Here is a 15591-nt window from a genome sequence, read left to right as displayed (position 1 = left end):
AGGCCTTTGCCGGTCCGCACCGCGACCGGCAAGTCGGCGTCGCCAAGCAACTGTTCTCCGCGATGGGAATCGCGCGCGAGGATGCGGAGCGGCGTCAAGATTGGGTGCTGCGCGGGTTTAGGCAATTCGATGCGCCGGTCTGCGTGATCGTGACGTATGACCGCGTGCTGGATGGCAGCGACGATACGCCGTTCGATTGCGGCGCCGTGGCGACCGCGCTGGTGAATGCCGCCTGGTCGCGCGGGCTGGGCGCCGTGATCAACAGCCAGGGCATCATGCAATCGCCCGTGGTGCGCGAGCACGCCGGCATCGCCGACGACCAGATCATCATGAAAAGCATCGCGCTGGGCTGGCCGGATGACAATTTCCCGGCCAATGCGGTGGTGTCGGAGCGGCGATCGGTCGAGGAAGCCACGGTGTTCGTCGGTTTCGGGAATTAGGTGCACCCATGTTCGCACGGCGATGGGTTTCGCGAAAAGCCTGACCCATCCTGTACGAACTGCGCCGCTAACGTCGGTACTTCTTCATGATGCTTGCGATATCTTGAGGGGATTCGATCCACTCTTCGCTAAAACCACATGCGGTGCAAAGATGGCGCGTCACCTTGACGGCGCTGAACACTGTCGCCCCGACGATGATGTTATTTCCAGCCCCGAAGCCTCGAACGTCACCTGGGATTCGAACGATGTCAGTGGACTGACACTTCGGACAGGTTTTGGATTTCTGCATGTTGATCCTCACGCGCGCGGGGCGCGCCACTGTATCAAGGTGCCGCCTTCAAGAAGCATAGAAGCAGCTCCCGGCCATAGTGTGTGACGTCAATCACGTCCGCAAGATCATGGGCGGTCCAGGGTAGGCGGCGGTTTAACCGAAGGAGATTGACATGAAAAAGGTCGCAATACTGTTCTCCGCTGTAATTGTCCTGCTCGCGATCGTTCCGGCGGCCAATGCCGCTGCCGCGAATCCAAGCAAGTCGATGTTGGAGAAAAGGGCAGCGTGCTTCCCTCCGATTGGAACACGTGCAGGCGCGAAGGCACGTATCGTCCTTCCAATGAGGTCCAATAGCCGTTCGTAACGCCTCTGGAATACTGGATCACCCGCCTTCGCGGGTGATGACGGCTTGGGGTGCCTGCCGCCGGGCGGAATTTGCGCAGCGTAACCCGGCGATGCACGACGGTTATGAACGGCGGATTACGCTTCGCTAATCCGCCCTGCGGCGCTAATCTCTCACCCTGAACAAAAAAATATCAGGGCAGGAAAATGAAAAAACTGACACGGCGAACGTTCGTGACGGGTTCGGCGGCGGTGCTGTGCGCCCCCTCCGTGAAGACCGCGGCGCAACCGGCGTGGCCCGCGCGCCCGATTCGGATCATCGTGCCGTATCCGGCGGGCGGCCAGACCGACGGCATCGCGCGGGCATTCGGCGACTATCTGCAACGGCAAATTGGAAAGACGGTCATCGTCGAGAACAAGGCCGGCGCAGGCGGCGTGATCGGCGTGACGGAGGCCAAACGCGCGGATCCCGACGGCACCACCATCCTGTGCACGATTTCCTCGTCGCTGATCCAGAACCGTCTGACGGTGAAGGACCTGCCCTACGATCCCGAGAAGGATTTTGTCTATCTGACGATGGTCAGCGGCGCCGGCGGCCCGGTGGTGGCGGCGAAGAAGACCGGCGCCACCAATCTCCGGGAGTTCATCGAATATGGCAAAAAAGTCGGCAGCCTGAACTGGGGATCGTACGGCGTGGGTTCGACGCCGCACGTCCTGATCGCGACCATCGCGAAGCAGTACGGCATTCAATTCCAGGTCATCCAGTACCGCGGCGAGGCGCCGATGTGGAATGACATCGCGGGGCAGACGCTGGATGGCGCCGCGGGAAGCTATGCCGCGGCGGCCCCCATCATTCAGGCGGGAACCGGAAACCTGATCGGCGTGGTCGGCAGCCGCCTGCCGCCCTATCCGGATACGCCGACCATGACCGAACAGGGCGCCGTCGGCGACTTCTACGACCTGCGCGCCTTCACGGTTTTCGCGGTACCGACCGGCACGCCAGGGAATATCGTCGATCGGCTCGCGCAGCTGTTGATCCAGGCCGGCTCCGACGCAAGAGTCCAGCAGATGCTGAACAACTTCATCCTGAGTTCTCCGGCCGATCTCGCGACGACGGCGCGTATTTTCAAGCGCGACAGTGACGTGATGCTGCGCATCCTGCGCGATCTCGGCGTCAAGCCCGCGGAGTAGCTGCCGACGGGCGACCGTCGGGTGGATTGATCGAGCCGCACCCCAATCCCTCATGGTGAGGAGCGCGTCGGGCGGCGCCCTTGCGCTGCCTGGTGCGCGTCTCGAACCATCTGGCACATGGCCTGCCGCCATCCTTCGAGACGCCGCGCGCGAAGCGCGCGCGGCTCCTCAGGATGAGGTCTGAATTATGCTCCGACAGGCTACTTCTTCTTCAGCCTCGGCTTCTCGATCCCCGCGAGGTCGCACAGGGCATCGACCATCGCCGAAAAATCCTTAGCCCCGAAACCGCGGGCGCGGGCGGTGGAGAAGGCTTCGCGGGCGGCGGCGGCCATCGGCATCGGGACTTTCGCCGCATTGGCCGCATCGATGATCAGCGTCAGGTCCTTGTGGGCGAGGTCGATCGTGAAGCCCGGTTCGATGTCGCCTGCCAGCACCTTGACCGGCCATGCGATCTTGAGCTGGCCGTTGACCGCGGTGGTGCCGTAGAGCACGTCCAGGGTGCGTTCGAGGTCGAGGCCAAAACGCTGCGACAGCGCCAGCGCCTCGGCATTCATCTGGCAGGACGACACCGCCAGGAAATTGTTGACCAGTTTTGTCCTGGTGCCGCTGCCGACCTCGCCGCAATGATAGATCGTGCTGCCCATCGCCTCGAGCAGCGGTTTGACGCGCTCGAAATCCCTGACCGAACCGCCCACCATGAACAGCGATTCGCCGCGGTCGGCATGGCTGGCGAGCCGGCCGACCGGCGCGTCCACGAACGCAATGCCCTTTGCCGCGGCGGCTTTGGCGAGCCGGTCGGTGGTATCGGGGTCGATCGTGCTCATGTCGAGGATCAGCGCGCCGGGCTTCGCGCTGGCAATGATGCCGTCGGCGCGGGAGACGACGTCGTCGACCACGGCGGAATTCGGCAGCATGGTGACGATGATGTCGGATTTCTGCGCCACTTCCGCGACGGTGGCGGCGCTGCCGGCCTGCAGCAATTCGAGTTCGGCAACCGCCTCCGGGTTGATGTCGTTGACCGTGAGGCGAAAACCCCTGCGGCAGAGATTGGACGCCATCGGCCGTCCCATCCGTCCCAATCCAATGAACCCGACCTTTTCCATGCGTTTCTCCCATTTTATTGTTGAGGGCGGGCCTTCGACCTGCCCCGGCATCGATGTCAGGCGAGGTAAAGGTTTTTTGCGGTGGTGTAAAATTTGGCGGCGTGGAGTTGACCGTGCGCGATCTTCTCCCCTCCTCCCACGCGCTCTTGCGCGTGGTGGGGAGGGGAGAAGGAGAAGAATCTAGAACTCGCCATGCCCCTGCGGATCGACCAGCCGGTTGATGCGCTGGGCGGCGGCGAGCGCGAAGCGCACGGTCATCAGCTTGCGGGTGGGTGCTGCCAGCCGGTGCTCCGGGGCCTCGCACTGCAGATGCGCGCCATAGGCGTCGGCCACGATCAGGCCGGTTCGTTCGGGGAAAATCTCGCAGGGCAGATCCCGGGTGAAGGCAAAGAACAGCCGGTCGCAATGGGCGCGATAATCCTGCCATTTCTGGTCGGCGCGCAGATCCTCCACCGAGGATTTGATCTCGACGATCCAGATCTCGCCGCGCTCGTTCAGCGCCACCAGATCGGCGCGCCGTCCCGACGGCAGCGGCAGTTCGCTGATGCAGGCAAATCCCAGCGAGCGCAGCAGCCGCGCGGTGCCGCGCGCGATCGCCAGCGCCGTCTCCGACTGGCGACGGTCGGGCGGCGGCACGAGGCTGACCTCCAGGCCGACTTTGCGGGCGGGCGATTCCATGGATGCAGTCTAGCTGATCTTGCGCCGGCCGCCCATTAAACCGGTGCGCCAATAAGCCGTAATTTCGCGATCACGCGGCCTTGATTTGGACCTCACCGGACCGTGAAGCCGGGGAACTCTCGGTTCCAGGGGACGGAACACCGGAGGAGACCAACAAGATGAAGTCAGTCATCACCAGGAGCGCATTCGCGCTCGCGCTTGCCAGCCTGCCGTTGTCGGCAGGCTTTTCGGCAGCCGTCGCAAAACCCACCGTCGAGGTCGCGTTCGTGCTGGACACCACGGGCTCGATGGGCGGCCTGCTCGAGGGCGCCAAGCGCAAGATCTGGTCGATTGCGACCGCCATCGTGGATAGCAATCCCGACGCCGATATCCGCATGGGGCTGGTCGCCTATCGCGACGTCGGCGACGATTACGTCACCAGGACGTTCGACCTCACCACCGACATCCAGGACCTCTACGCCAATCTGCTGGAGATGAAGGCGCGCGGCGGCGGCGACTGGGCCGAGAGCGTCAACGAAGCGCTCGACGTCGCCGTCAACAAACTGCGCTGGACGCTGTCCGGCGATACCAGGCGGATCGTGTTCCTGGTCGGCGACGCGCCGCCGCATATGGACTACGCGCAGGACACCAAATATCCGACCACGCTGGCAGTAGCAAAGCAGAAGGACATCCTCGTCAACGCGGTGCTGGCCGGCAACGCCCGCGACACCGAGCGGGTGTGGCGCGATATCGCGCAGAACGGCAACGGCCGCTTCATCCCGATCCCGCAGGATGGCGGCCAGGTCGTCATCATCGAGACGCCCTATGACGAAGACATCATCATCCTGCAGCGCGAAATCAACGGCACCGTGATCCCCTACGGTTCGCGGGCGCTACAGAAGCGTACCGAGGACAAGACGAGGCAATTATCGCAGGTGGCGGCCGCGGCGCCGGCGCAGGCGTCCGAGATGGCTGTTTATCTCAACAAGCGCGCCAAGAGATCGTCGGAGGCCGTCACCGGCGACGGCGACCTGGTGAGCGACGTCAAGGCCGGCCGCACCAGCTTCTCCACCATCAAGGAGGATGACTTGCCGGAGAATCTCCGCGCGATGAAGCCGGAGCGGCGCATGGATGAAGTCGACAGGCAGATGAACCAGCGCAAGGCGTTGAACGAAAAACTCGGCGCGCTGGTGGCCAAGCGCGACAAGTTCGTCGCCGAAGCGCAAGCCAAGGCGCCGCCGAAGGCGTCGTCGTTCGATCGCGTGGTCGAGGATACGCTGAAGGCGCAGATCAAGCGGTAATCTGCATCATCACAAACGGTGTCGTCCCGGCCTCCGAGCCGGGACCCATACGCCGCGGCGGTGGTCGCACGCAAGCCGCCTGATAGAGTGCTTGAACGATAGACCACGCGGTATGGGTCCCTGCGTTCGTTCGCAGGGACGACGAGAGAGCCCTTCCCACCCCCGGATTGGGCTTGGGAATGGCGCCCTGCCGGGTTATGTAGTGCCGCCTGAGGGGGCGGGGATTGTGACCGAGTTCAGTTTTTTTGCGCGCGGCGCGGATTTCAGCGTCGCCGAGATTGCCGCATTGACCGGGGCCGAGCCGTGCGAGGGAGCCGACCTCGCCCGCCGCGTCAGCGGCATTGCGCCGGTGGATCAGGCTACGGCGACCGATCTCACCTTCGTTTCCGAAACCAAATTCGTCGCTTCGCTGCGATCGACCGGGGCCGGGGTCATCCTGACCAGCGAGCGCTTCGTGCGCCATGCCCCCGAGGGAACCGCGGTATTGCGCGTGCGAAAACCGTATGACGCCTTTGTCGCGGTCGCCCGCCAGATCTACAGCGGCGCGCTGCGTCCGGCTTCGATGTTCGGCACCGTGGGCGTCTCGCCGGGCGCGATGGTGCACCCGACGGCGCAGCTGGGAGCGGGCGTCACGGTCGATCCGTTCGCGGTGATCGGACCGTCCGCCACCATCGGCGCCGGCACGCTGATCGGCCCGCACGCCGTGATCGGCCCGGGGGTGCGGATCGGCAACGATTGCGCGATCGGGGCCAACTGCACGGTGACCCACAGCCACCTCGGCGACCGCGTCATCATCCACCCCGGATGCGATATCGGCCAGGACGGTTTTGGCTATCTGCTGGGCGCGGAGGGACATACCAAGGTGCCGCAGGTCGGCAGCGTGGTGATTCATGATGACGTCGAGATCGGCTCGGGCACGCGGATCGATCGCGGCGGCATTCGGGACACCGTGATCGGCGAGGGAACCAAGATCGATAATCTCTGCCAGATCGGCCACAACTGCATCGTCGGCCGCCACTGCATCATCGTCGCCCAGTCCGGCCTCAGCGGCAGCGTGACGCTGGAGGATCTCGTCGTGCTCGGACCGCGCACCGGCATCATCCCGCATATCACCGTCGGCAAGGGCGCGATCACGGCAGCGAGATCGACCATTTACGAGAACGTGCCCGCGGGACAGTTCTGGGGCGGCTTCCCGGCCAAGCCGAAAAAACAATGGTTGCGCGAAGTGGTGGCGCTGGAGCGACTCGCGGCGCAGGCCCGCAAGAAGTCGGACGAAGAGACCTCCGACGAAAAGACCTCCGACGACGATCCGTCCGAGAGTTAGCGCTAACTTCTTCTCCCCTCCCCCCACGCGCCCTTGCGCGTGGGGGGGTCGAGGGTGGGGGGCGTCTCAGCAAATTCGCTTTCAGTCGTACGCGCGGAGAGACCCCCCACCCCCGACCCCTCCCCACCGCTACGCGGGAGGAGGGGAGAAGAAAAGTGTCGAATCTTTTTCTTGGCGAGCCGCCAAAAATCGGCATTGTGCGGCCATGACCCAGCAAACAGAAGCCAACCAGCAAACCGACGCGACGGCGAAGGCCGGCGCCCTCATCATTCCCGTCACGCTGTTCGAACAGAACTGCATGCTGCTGTGGTGCGAAGCCACCAGGAAGGCCGTGGTGATCGACCCCGGCGGCGACGTCGACAAGATTCTGGCCGCGATCAAGCAGGCCAACGTGTCGGTGGAAAAGATCTGGCTGACCCATGGCCATATCGACCATGTCGGCGGCGCCGCCGATCTGCGCGACGCGCTCGAGGTCGAGATCATCGGTCCCCATATCGACGACAAGTTCCTGACCGACAATGTGGTGATGAGCGGCTTGCGCTTCGGCATGGCCGGCGTGCGCGATTTCGTACCCGACCGCTGGCTCGAGGAAGGCGATCAGGTCTCGGTCGGCAAGCTCGTCTTCGATGTCCTGCATTGCCCCGGCCATTCGCCGGGCAGCGTCGTCTTCTTCAACAAGGAGATGCGTTTCGCCCATGTCGGCGACGTCTTGTTCAGCGGCTCGGTCGGGCGCACCGATCTGCCCGGCGGCGATCACGGCACACTGATCAGATCGATCACCGAAAAACTGCTGCCGCTCGGCGACGATGTCGGCTTCATCTGCGGCCACGGTCCCGGCTCCAGCATCGGCCAGGAGCGGATGACCAATCCGTTCCTCACCGGCGAGATGTAAGCGACGGCGAACCTAGCAATTCGCCGCGATGCCCTTGATAAATGTCCGGCCTTTCTGGAACACCGTATTGACCTTGGCGTCGCCGGCACATGCGCTGCCGCTCGGCCGCACAAAACTGTACTTGACGCCGACATGATCGGCGTCGATCCGCTCGACGCTCAGGATCCTGAGCGGCTCGCGCAGGCTTGAATAGAACTTGGTGATGTTGGCCTCGACATAAGGCCCGGCGCCGCGCTTTTCCGGCACCACCCACGCCACTGCCGAACGGCCGTTGGCTTCCGAAAGCGCGGTGTAAAAGGCCGTTACGGCGCCGACCGGGTCGTAGGCGCCGGCCGCCGGCGGCAGCGCTGCAGGTGCGGCCGTAACCGGCGGAGTCATCCGCGCCGCCGGCGCCAGCGCGCTCTGTGGCTCATCTTTCGTCCTCAGCCGCTCTTCAAGGCTTTTCAGGCGCTGCTCCAGCGCGGACACCTCGTCCGACTTTGCCGTCGCCGGTGAAGCGGCCGACGACCGGCCTTTCAGATAGAACTCGCCGATCAGCGACAGCGACAGCTCGGGAAGCTGTGTCCGCCGGGTGGCATCGTAAACGTCGGCGCTGATCCGGCGAAACACTGTGCCGATTTCTTCCGGCGTCTCGATGTTCCTGAGGAACGCCGCCGTATACGGGCTGTTCCGGCCGAAGCCGTCTTCGGCGGTACGGCCGGCCTGCGTGGCGTAGGCGACGATCATGCCCTTCGGACTGTCCATCTTGGCAAGACCGTTGCCGAGGGTGGCGCCCCTGGTGCGCCCGACCGAACGCTTCAACGCTTCGGCGAACGGATTGTCGCGGCAGGCATCGAGCACCAGGATGCGGAGATTCTTCGCCTGCTGCAGGTCGGCGACCACGTCATCGACCCGCGCCATCAGCCGTAGATCGGCCTCATCGGTCAGTCTGGCGTCGACCGGCATCAGGTAATTGACGCCGGCAAACTGCAAGGCGTGGCCGCTATAGTAGAACACAGCAACATCTGCATCCCGCGCGGCGCGGTTAAAGGCGACGGCGACCTTGTCCATGCTGGCGCGATCGAGATCGACGCCGATAATAGTCTCAAATCCGGTGCGGGTCAGTGCCGCGGCGACATCCTGCGCGTCGTTGCGCGGGTTCGGCAGAGGGGTAGCGTTCCGGTAGGCGCCGTTGCCGATCACGAGCGCGACGCGTTTTTCTGCCAACGCCGGAGCGGCGTGCAGCGCCAGGCAAGGCAGCAGGATAACCGCCGCCAGGGCAAACCGGATCGGCCACGAAATCCGCATGACTCAAAGCCCCTCACGCAACCACCCGCCGCGATCATCGGTCACTTTGTCCGGGGCATCAATAGGCGAGCGTCACGCGACGAGACCACGGGTCACACCGACCCGGCCATGGACCAATCGCTAGCCAGAAACCATGCCGCGGATCCGCCGCGACAGATTGTCGAGGTCGAACGGCTTGGTGATCATTTCCATGCCGGGCTGCAGAAAACCGTCCGCGATCGCGACGCTCTCGGCGTAGCCGGTGATGAACAGAACTTTCAGATCGGGGCGGCTTTCGCGGGCCTGGTCGGCGAGCTGGCGGCCGTTCATGCCGGGCAGGCCGACATCGGTGACCAGCAGATCGATCCGCGCGCCGCTGCGCAGGATTTTCAGGCCCGACGGTCCATCGACCGCCTCCAGCGTGCGGTAGCCCTGCTCGCCCAGCATCTCCAGAATGACGCCGCGCACCACCGTGTCGTCCTCGACCACCAGCACGGTTTCGCCTGTCGCGGCATGTTCGGCCGCCCGGACCGCCGAGGCATGCCCGGTATCGAAGCCGCCGTGGTGCCGTGGCAAATAGAGTTTCACCGACGTGCCCTGCCCGACCCTGCTGTCGATCGTCACATGGCCGTTCGACTGCCGCGCGAATCCATAGATCATCGACAGCCCGAGGCCGGTGCCTTGTCCGATCGGCTTGGTGGTGAAGAACGGATCGAAGGCGCGCGCCGCCACCTCCGCGCTCATGCCGACGCCGGTATCGGTGACACTGATGCAGATATATTCGCCTGATGACAGCGCCGGCGCATTCGCGCTCGTGCTGTCGAGCCGCGCATTGGCGGTGGCGATGACGAGCCTGCCGCCGTCAGGCATGGCGTCGCGCGCGTTGATGGCGAGATTGAGCAGCGCGCTTTCCAGCTGGTTGGGGTCGCACAGCGTGCCCCACAGATCCTCCGCCGCCGATATCTCGAGATCGATGGTCTCGCCGATGGTCCGGCGCAGCAGATCCTCCAGCGACACCACCAGCGCATTGGCATCGACGCTCTTGGGAATCAGCGGCTGCCGCCGCGCGAACGCCAGCAGGCGGTGGGTGAGCGCCGCGGCGCGGTTCGCCGATGTCATCGCCGCGTTGATGTAGCGCGTGACGTTGTCGGTCCGCCCCTGATTGAGACGGGTCTGCATCAGGTCCAGCGATCCGACGATACCGGTCAACAGGTTGTTGAAGTCGTGGGCGATGCCGCCGGTCAGCTGCCCCACCGCTTCCATCTTCTGCGACTGCAGCAACGCTTCCTCGGCGGCCTTCAGCCGTTCGGCCGCGGCCTTGTCCGCGGTGACGTCGCGGGCCACGGCGTAATTGTGGTCCTTGTCGGACACTCCGGTCCACGACAGCCAGCGATACGAGCCATCCTTGTGGCGGAAACGGCTCTCGAACCTGACGGTGGTTTCACGCTCGCCGAGCTTCTTGAACTTCGCCCGCGTCGTGCCGCCGTCGTCGGGATGTTCCAGCCATTCCGACGTCCGGTTGAGCAATTCGGCCTCGCTCCAGCCCAGCGTCCGGGTCCAGGCCGGATTGACCGTTCGCCAGACGCCGTCGCGATCGGAAACCAGCAACAGATCCTGCGACACGTTCCAGATCCGGTCGCGCTCCCGGGTCTTTTCCTCGACGCGCTGCGCCAGCGTCGCATTCAGTTCGGCGAGCTGGTCGGCAAGCTTGCGAAACCGCTCCTCGCTTTGCCGAAGGGCCTGGTCCGCCACCACCTGCTCGGTGACATCGCTGTGCGCGCCGACCAGGCGAATGGCCTTTCCGTTCCCGTCGCGCTCGATGGTGGATTTGACCGAAATCCACCTGACCTCGCCGTCGCTCGGCCGGATGATCCGGTATTGCACGCTGTACTCGCGCGCGTCGCCCGCGATGGCATCGCGGAATTTTGTTTCAGCGGCTTCGCGGTCCTCGGGATGGACGCGCTGCACCCAATCCTCGTGGGTCTCGTTGGCGGCATCCGGCGGCAGCCCGTGAATCAGCAGATATTCCGGCGAGCGGCGGTTGCGGAAGCCGGTGCGAAGGTCGACCTCGAGGCCGCCGATCCGGCCGATCTGCTGCACCCGGGCCAGTTCGGCCTCGCGCTCCCGCAAGGCCTCGGCGGCGACAACATCCCTGGTGACGTCCTGGCAGACCACCAGCACGCCGCCAATGCCGTCATCCTCGTCGATCGGGCTGTAGCTGTAGGTCCAGTAGACCTGCTCGAGCTTGCCGTAGCGCGTGACGGGCACCAGCTGTTTTTCATGCCAGGTGGCGCCACCGCCGCTCATCACTCGTTCGATCTGCGGGCCGATAATGGGCCAGATTTCGGCCCAGCAGTCCCGGCCGCGCTGACCGAGCGCACTCGGATGGCGCTCGGGTCCCATGGTCTGGCGATAGGCGTCGTTGTAAAACTGGATCAGTTCGGGACCCCACCAGATGAACATCGGGTGGTTGGTATTGAGCACAATCCGCACCGCAGTGCGCAAGCTTTGCGGCCAGCTTCCGGGCTCGCCGAGCGGACTCGCCAACCAGTCATAGGCGCGCGTCAACGCGCCCATTTCCCCGCCGCCAGCGAGAAAATCCGCAGAACCCGGTTTACTGACCTTCAACATTCAAAACGATCGGTGGCTGGTTCAGCCCAAACGAGCAGCCGGAACGTAACCGCCGGTCACAGCCCCAAACGCACAAGACAGCCGTTGGTTCCAAATAAATCCGGTATCGATGGAACAAAGTAGCCCGAGCCCGCAGGGCGGATGCCGGGGCGGCCCGGCACGGCCGCTATTTCATCAGGCCGGCGGCCGTGAGCGCGCGGGTGATGACGGCGCTGACATCGATGCCGGCGCGCTTTTGAGGCGCGGCCGGAGTCGGCTCGGGACGGCGACTGAGCGTGGTCATCGGCCAGAGCACCCGTGTCAGATCCGGTGCGCCCTCGGCGGTCGCAGTTGTCTTCACGGCTGGCTTTTCCGTTTCCTTCGCAGTTTCCTTCGCAGTTTCCCTGGCAGCCAGATGAATCCATTCGGTGAGGCCGAAGAAATTCGCGATGTGATAGGAGGATGAAATGCCGGCTTCGATCAGGAACGCGCCCTGCGCGCCGTAGCGCTCGTCATTGTCACCGATCCCGAGCGGCGTGCCATGCGCCATGTTGGTGATGGTGTAGGACTCGACGATGGTTTCGCCATCCGCGTTCCACCAGACCTGGCGGGGGTAACCGTCGACATCGGCCTCGGACATCGGCGCCGACGGCAGCCCATGCACGTCGAGCCACTGCTTGACGATCTCGTCGGCATTGGCGGGATTGACGGTGCGGTCGGCGCTGCCATGCCAGACCGACAGCTTCGGCCAGGGGCCCTTGTGATTTGACGCGTTGCGCACGAGATCGCCGAGTTCGCCGGCCGGACGGGATGGCGACTGGAACATGCCGCTGAGCGCTTCGCGCATGTTGGTGGCGACGCCGAACGGCAGTCCGGCGATGATGGCGCCGCCGGCGAATAATTCGGGATAGGTTGCCAGCATCACCGAGGTCATGGCGCCGCCGGCGGAGAGCCCGGTGACGAAGACGCGTCGCGCATCGATGCCGACATCGAGCTCCATCCGCGCGATCATCTGCCGGATCGAGCAGGCCTCGCCGCTGTCGCGCGCGGTATCCTCCGGATTGAACCAGTTGAAACAGCCATTGCCATTGTTCGATGACTGCTGCTGCGGCATCAGCAGCGCGAAGCCGTAATGCTTCGCCAGCATCGACCAGCCGGCGCCGAGATCGTAGCCGGCCGCGGTCTGTCCGCAGCCGTGCAGGACGACGACCAGCGCCGGCACCGCCTGGCGGTGATCCGGCACGAATGAAAACATCCGGAGTGCGCCCGGATTGGACCCAAAGTCGGCGGTTTCCACCAGCGGACTGTCCACGGGTGACCGCAGATTCCGCCCGATATCCCCCAAGCCATTGAAACCGTTCAGCTTAGGCAGACGTCGCAGGAATTCGATATTATCGGCGAGGGACAACGGCGGCTCCTTTATGCGAGGCTTATTAACCCCATCAGGACCAGATAGTTGCTGCACTGCAAAATAAAAAGGTCGTGCGCTGTCAATCCCCGCTTTTAACAGGACGTTGCTTAACGGCGCGCCGCATCGACGGCTGGAATGTGGCGGGCGTGCTGCCCCTCACCGCGAGGCCGCAGTTCGATGCCGTAGCGGGCGTATTTTGCGCGATCGTGCCACCCGCCAGCAGCGCCTCGATCGCCGCGTCGACACGGAGTCGAAGTCTGTCGTCGGGACGCAACAGTCCGGCCCAGATGTTCCAGCTAAAACCCGGATCGTTGTCGAACGCCGGAAGGCCGCCCAACCGGACCCGAATTGAGTGCAGAGAGGCCGGCCGGAGCTGCAACAGGGGGAAAGATTTGAGATGAAGGTCCCGGCTCGACCGCCACAGAAGGACCGGGACCTTCGCGTTCTGTTCTGGAATGCGTGAAGACGATTAGATCATGTTCATTAAGTTTGTATGCATCGGACCTACGCGCTTGCCGGCTCCAGCGATCCCGTGAGCGAGGCGCGCTGCGACAGTTCGATCCAGTTGCCATCGGGGTCGCGCACCATCGAGATCCGCGCCGTGGTCCCCAGCGTCACCGGCGCGCGCGCCTCGCGGCCGCCATGGGCCAGCACATGAGCGTGCTCGCGGTCGACCTCGAACACCTGGAACGTGATGTAGCGCCACCCCTTGCCCTCGAACGCCGCATCATGCGGCGCGCCGGGGTCGGGCTCCACGATCAGCACGGTATCGCCGGCGAGATAGGTCTCCCCGGGGCCATTGGCGTTGCCCTGCGGCAGTCCGAGCGCCTCCATATAGAAACGTCGATGCGCCTCGACGTCGCGGACGCCGAGGCGGATTCCGATACGCTCGATCCCGAGCATGCCCCTCGGCACCAGCGAGACGCGGTTGCCGTCGGGATCGACGAGCGGCAGCGGCGCCGCGATGCCGTCGCGCGCGATCAGCAATTCGCGGTAGCCCGCCGGCGGGGCGTCGGGGAGCGGATCGTAGACCTGGTTGATCTTCAGGATCGAGCCGCAGAGATCGTGACGGTGCTGCTTGTAACCGCGGCGGATCGGCTGGGTGTAGTCGAACGGCAGGCCGATCCGGTTCTGCCAGAATGCCAGCGCGGCCGGCGCATCATTGGTCGCAAAACCGATATCGATGCGGGGTTTTGCCAGTTTCATGGGCGAAGGCCGTTCACGGCTGTACGTTTCGAAAGGAATTCGGACGCTACGTCACCCTGCCCTGCACGACAACCATGCAGCATTGGCGGCCGTGCGCGATTGCCTTGCGGCGCGGCGCCCCGTAGTTTGAGCCCAAGCATCCAAGAACAACAAAGTCCGGAGAGAAACCCCATGGCGCGCCTCAAATTCGGAGCCTTCCTCGCCCCGCATCACCCGATCGGCGAGCATCCGATGCTGCAATTCCGCAGGGATCTCGACCTGGTCGAACAGCTCGACGCGCTCGGCTATGACGAATTCTGGTGCGGCGAGCATCATTCCTCGGGCTGGGAAACCATCGCCTCGCCGGAGATGTTCCTGGCCGCCGCCGGCGAGCGCACCAAGCGCATCATGCTCGGCACCGGCGTGGTCTCGTTGCCCTATCACCATCCCTACAACGTCGCCCAGCGCATGGTGCAGCTCGACCACATGACGGGCGGCCGCGCCATTTTCGGTTCCGGACCGGGCGCGCTCGCCTCCGACGCGCACACGCTCGGCATCGATCCGATGACGCAGCGCGACCGCCAGGACGAGGCGATCGCGATCATCCGCCGGCTGTTCAACGGCGAGCGCGTCACCGCCAAAAGCGACTGGTTCACCATGAACGACGCCGCGCTGCAGATCCTGCCGCTGCAGGAAGAGATGCCGTTCGTGGTGGCCTCGCAGATCTCGCCGTCCGGCATGACGCTGGCCGGCAAATACGGCATCGGCATCATTTCGCTGGGATCGATGTCGACGCAGGGCCTGATGGCGTTGCCGACGCAATGGGGTTTTGCCGAGGACGCCGCGAAAAAAGCCGGCACCACCGTGAGCCGCGCCAACTGGCGCGTGCTGCTGTCCTGGCACATCGCCGAAACCCGCGAGCAGGCGCAGCGCGAGGCGGGACCGGGCCTGATGCGCTGGCACAACGAATATAATGTCCGCACCCTGCAGCGTCCGGGCCTGCAGCCGTTCACGTCGCCCGAGGACGCCGTGGAGAAGACCGCCGGCGGCGAGGGCGCGGCCTCCACGATCGGCACCCCCGACGATCTGGTCAAAACCATCAAGAGCCTGATGGAGGTCTCCGGCGGCGTCGGCACCATCGTCGGCTTCGTGCACGACTGGGCCAATCCGGAAAATACCCGTCGCAGCTGGGACATGGTGGCGCGCTACGTGGTGCCGGAGATCAACGGCTATATCGCCTCCCTGCGCAAATCGCAGCAATTCGTGATCGACAACCGCGCGGTGTTCGAGCGCGCCGGCCAGGCCGTGATGGCCAAGATCATGGAGAACGACAAGGCCGCCGCGGCGCTGCAGCACACCGGTCCCGGCCGCGTCGCGATCCCGACCATCAACGCGCCGGATCTGCAGAAGGAAGCCGCCAAGCAGAAGGCCTGACCAAGGCGAACTTTGTTTGCGTCGTTCCGGGATGGTCCGAGGGACCAGACCCGGAATGACGAGGAATCGATTGCTTGATCGCGCCGCGCCATGAGCCTTTGCGCTGGCAAGGAGAAAGGGCTATTTTCCTGACTCGACCATGCCGATGACCGCCCGCCCTTGTT

At 64.5% G+C, this 15591-nt stretch carries 15 protein-coding genes; 7 read left to right on the top strand and 8 right to left on the bottom strand.

Annotated features, from left to right (window positions below):
- Positions 1-440 (top strand): nitroreductase family protein (locus tag Q7U29_RS18520; RefSeq protein WP_304743812.1); only part of this gene is annotated, 440 nt, incomplete at its 5' end.
- A 67-nt stretch (positions 441-507) separates the two neighbouring features.
- On the opposite strand, the gene Q7U29_RS18515 is transcribed toward Q7U29_RS18520, so the two are convergent.
- Complete coding sequence (locus Q7U29_RS18515) at positions 508-729, bottom strand: hypothetical protein (RefSeq protein ID WP_304743811.1); 222 nt, start codon at positions 727-729, stop codon at positions 508-510.
- Positions 730-883: 154 nt separating this feature from the next.
- On the opposite strand from Q7U29_RS18515, the gene Q7U29_RS18510 reads away from it, so the two are divergent.
- Together Q7U29_RS18510 and Q7U29_RS18505 are read left to right on the top strand one after the other, a co-directional pair.
- On the top strand, positions 884-1075 hold the full coding sequence (locus Q7U29_RS18510; RefSeq protein ID WP_304743810.1) for a hypothetical protein: 192 nt from the start codon (positions 884-886) through the stop codon (positions 1073-1075).
- A gap of 185 nt (positions 1076-1260) precedes the next feature.
- Entirely contained in the window at positions 1261-2244 is a 984-nt protein-coding gene (locus tag Q7U29_RS18505) for a tripartite tricarboxylate transporter substrate binding protein (protein WP_304743809.1), read from the top strand.
- A 200-nt stretch (positions 2245-2444) separates the two neighbouring features.
- On the opposite strand, the gene Q7U29_RS18500 is transcribed toward Q7U29_RS18505, so the two are convergent.
- Together Q7U29_RS18500 and Q7U29_RS18495 are read right to left on the bottom strand one after the other, a co-directional pair.
- Positions 2445-3347: an NAD(P)-dependent oxidoreductase gene (locus tag Q7U29_RS18500; protein ID WP_370691776.1), complete on the bottom strand. Its 903-nt coding sequence runs from the start codon at positions 3345-3347 to the stop codon at positions 2445-2447.
- Between the two features lie 180 nt (positions 3348-3527).
- A complete protein-coding gene (locus Q7U29_RS18495; RefSeq protein WP_304743807.1) occupies positions 3528-4025 on the bottom strand; it encodes an MmcB family DNA repair protein in 498 nt (165 codons plus the stop codon).
- Positions 4026-4183: 158 nt separating this feature from the next.
- On the opposite strand from Q7U29_RS18495, the gene Q7U29_RS18490 reads away from it, so the two are divergent.
- From Q7U29_RS18490 to Q7U29_RS18480, 3 genes are all read left to right on the top strand, one after another.
- Positions 4184-5305, top strand: a complete 1122-nt coding sequence (locus tag Q7U29_RS18490) for a vWA domain-containing protein (protein WP_304743806.1) — start codon at positions 4184-4186, stop codon at positions 5303-5305.
- A 226-nt stretch (positions 5306-5531) separates the two neighbouring features.
- The gene (gene lpxD / locus Q7U29_RS18485; RefSeq protein WP_304743805.1) at positions 5532-6629 is read left to right on the top strand and encodes a UDP-3-O-(3-hydroxymyristoyl)glucosamine N-acyltransferase; all 1098 of its coding nucleotides are present in this window, start codon (positions 5532-5534) and stop codon (positions 6627-6629) included.
- Between the two features lie 205 nt (positions 6630-6834).
- Positions 6835-7521, top strand: coding sequence for an MBL fold metallo-hydrolase (locus Q7U29_RS18480; protein WP_304743804.1), 687 nt, complete (start codon positions 6835-6837; stop codon positions 7519-7521).
- A gap of 12 nt (positions 7522-7533) precedes the next feature.
- Here Q7U29_RS18480 and Q7U29_RS18475 read toward each other — a convergent pair whose 3' ends face one another.
- The 5 genes from Q7U29_RS18475 to Q7U29_RS18455 form a co-directional block, all read right to left on the bottom strand.
- On the bottom strand, positions 7534-8808 hold the full coding sequence (locus Q7U29_RS18475) for a caspase family protein (RefSeq protein ID WP_304743803.1): 1275 nt from the start codon (positions 8806-8808) through the stop codon (positions 7534-7536).
- A 120-nt stretch (positions 8809-8928) separates the two neighbouring features.
- The gene (locus tag Q7U29_RS18470; RefSeq protein WP_304743802.1) at positions 8929-11418 is read right to left on the bottom strand and encodes a PAS domain-containing protein; all 2490 of its coding nucleotides are present in this window, start codon (positions 11416-11418) and stop codon (positions 8929-8931) included.
- A gap of 166 nt (positions 11419-11584) precedes the next feature.
- Positions 11585-12805: a PHB depolymerase family esterase gene (locus tag Q7U29_RS18465; RefSeq protein WP_304743801.1), complete on the bottom strand. Its 1221-nt coding sequence runs from the start codon at positions 12803-12805 to the stop codon at positions 11585-11587.
- A gap of 82 nt (positions 12806-12887) precedes the next feature.
- A complete protein-coding gene (locus tag Q7U29_RS18460) occupies positions 12888-13145 on the bottom strand; it encodes a hypothetical protein (RefSeq protein WP_304743800.1) in 258 nt (85 codons plus the stop codon).
- Between the two features lie 167 nt (positions 13146-13312).
- Positions 13313-14014 (bottom strand): VOC family protein, encoded by a 702-nt coding sequence (locus Q7U29_RS18455; RefSeq protein ID WP_304743799.1) that lies wholly within the window; start codon positions 14012-14014, stop codon positions 13313-13315.
- Positions 14015-14185: 171 nt separating this feature from the next.
- Between Q7U29_RS18455 and Q7U29_RS18450 the strand changes: the two genes are divergently transcribed.
- Complete coding sequence (locus Q7U29_RS18450) at positions 14186-15427, top strand: LLM class flavin-dependent oxidoreductase (protein ID WP_304743798.1); 1242 nt, start codon at positions 14186-14188, stop codon at positions 15425-15427.
- The last annotated feature ends 164 nt before the right edge of the window (positions 15428-15591 follow it).

This window comes from Bradyrhizobium sp. (assembly GCF_030654605.1).
In the GTDB taxonomy this organism is placed as follows: Bacteria; Pseudomonadota; Alphaproteobacteria; order Rhizobiales; family Xanthobacteraceae; genus Bradyrhizobium.
Note: the sequence above shows the minus strand (reverse complement) of the source record. Positions and strands in the feature narration are given on the sequence as shown.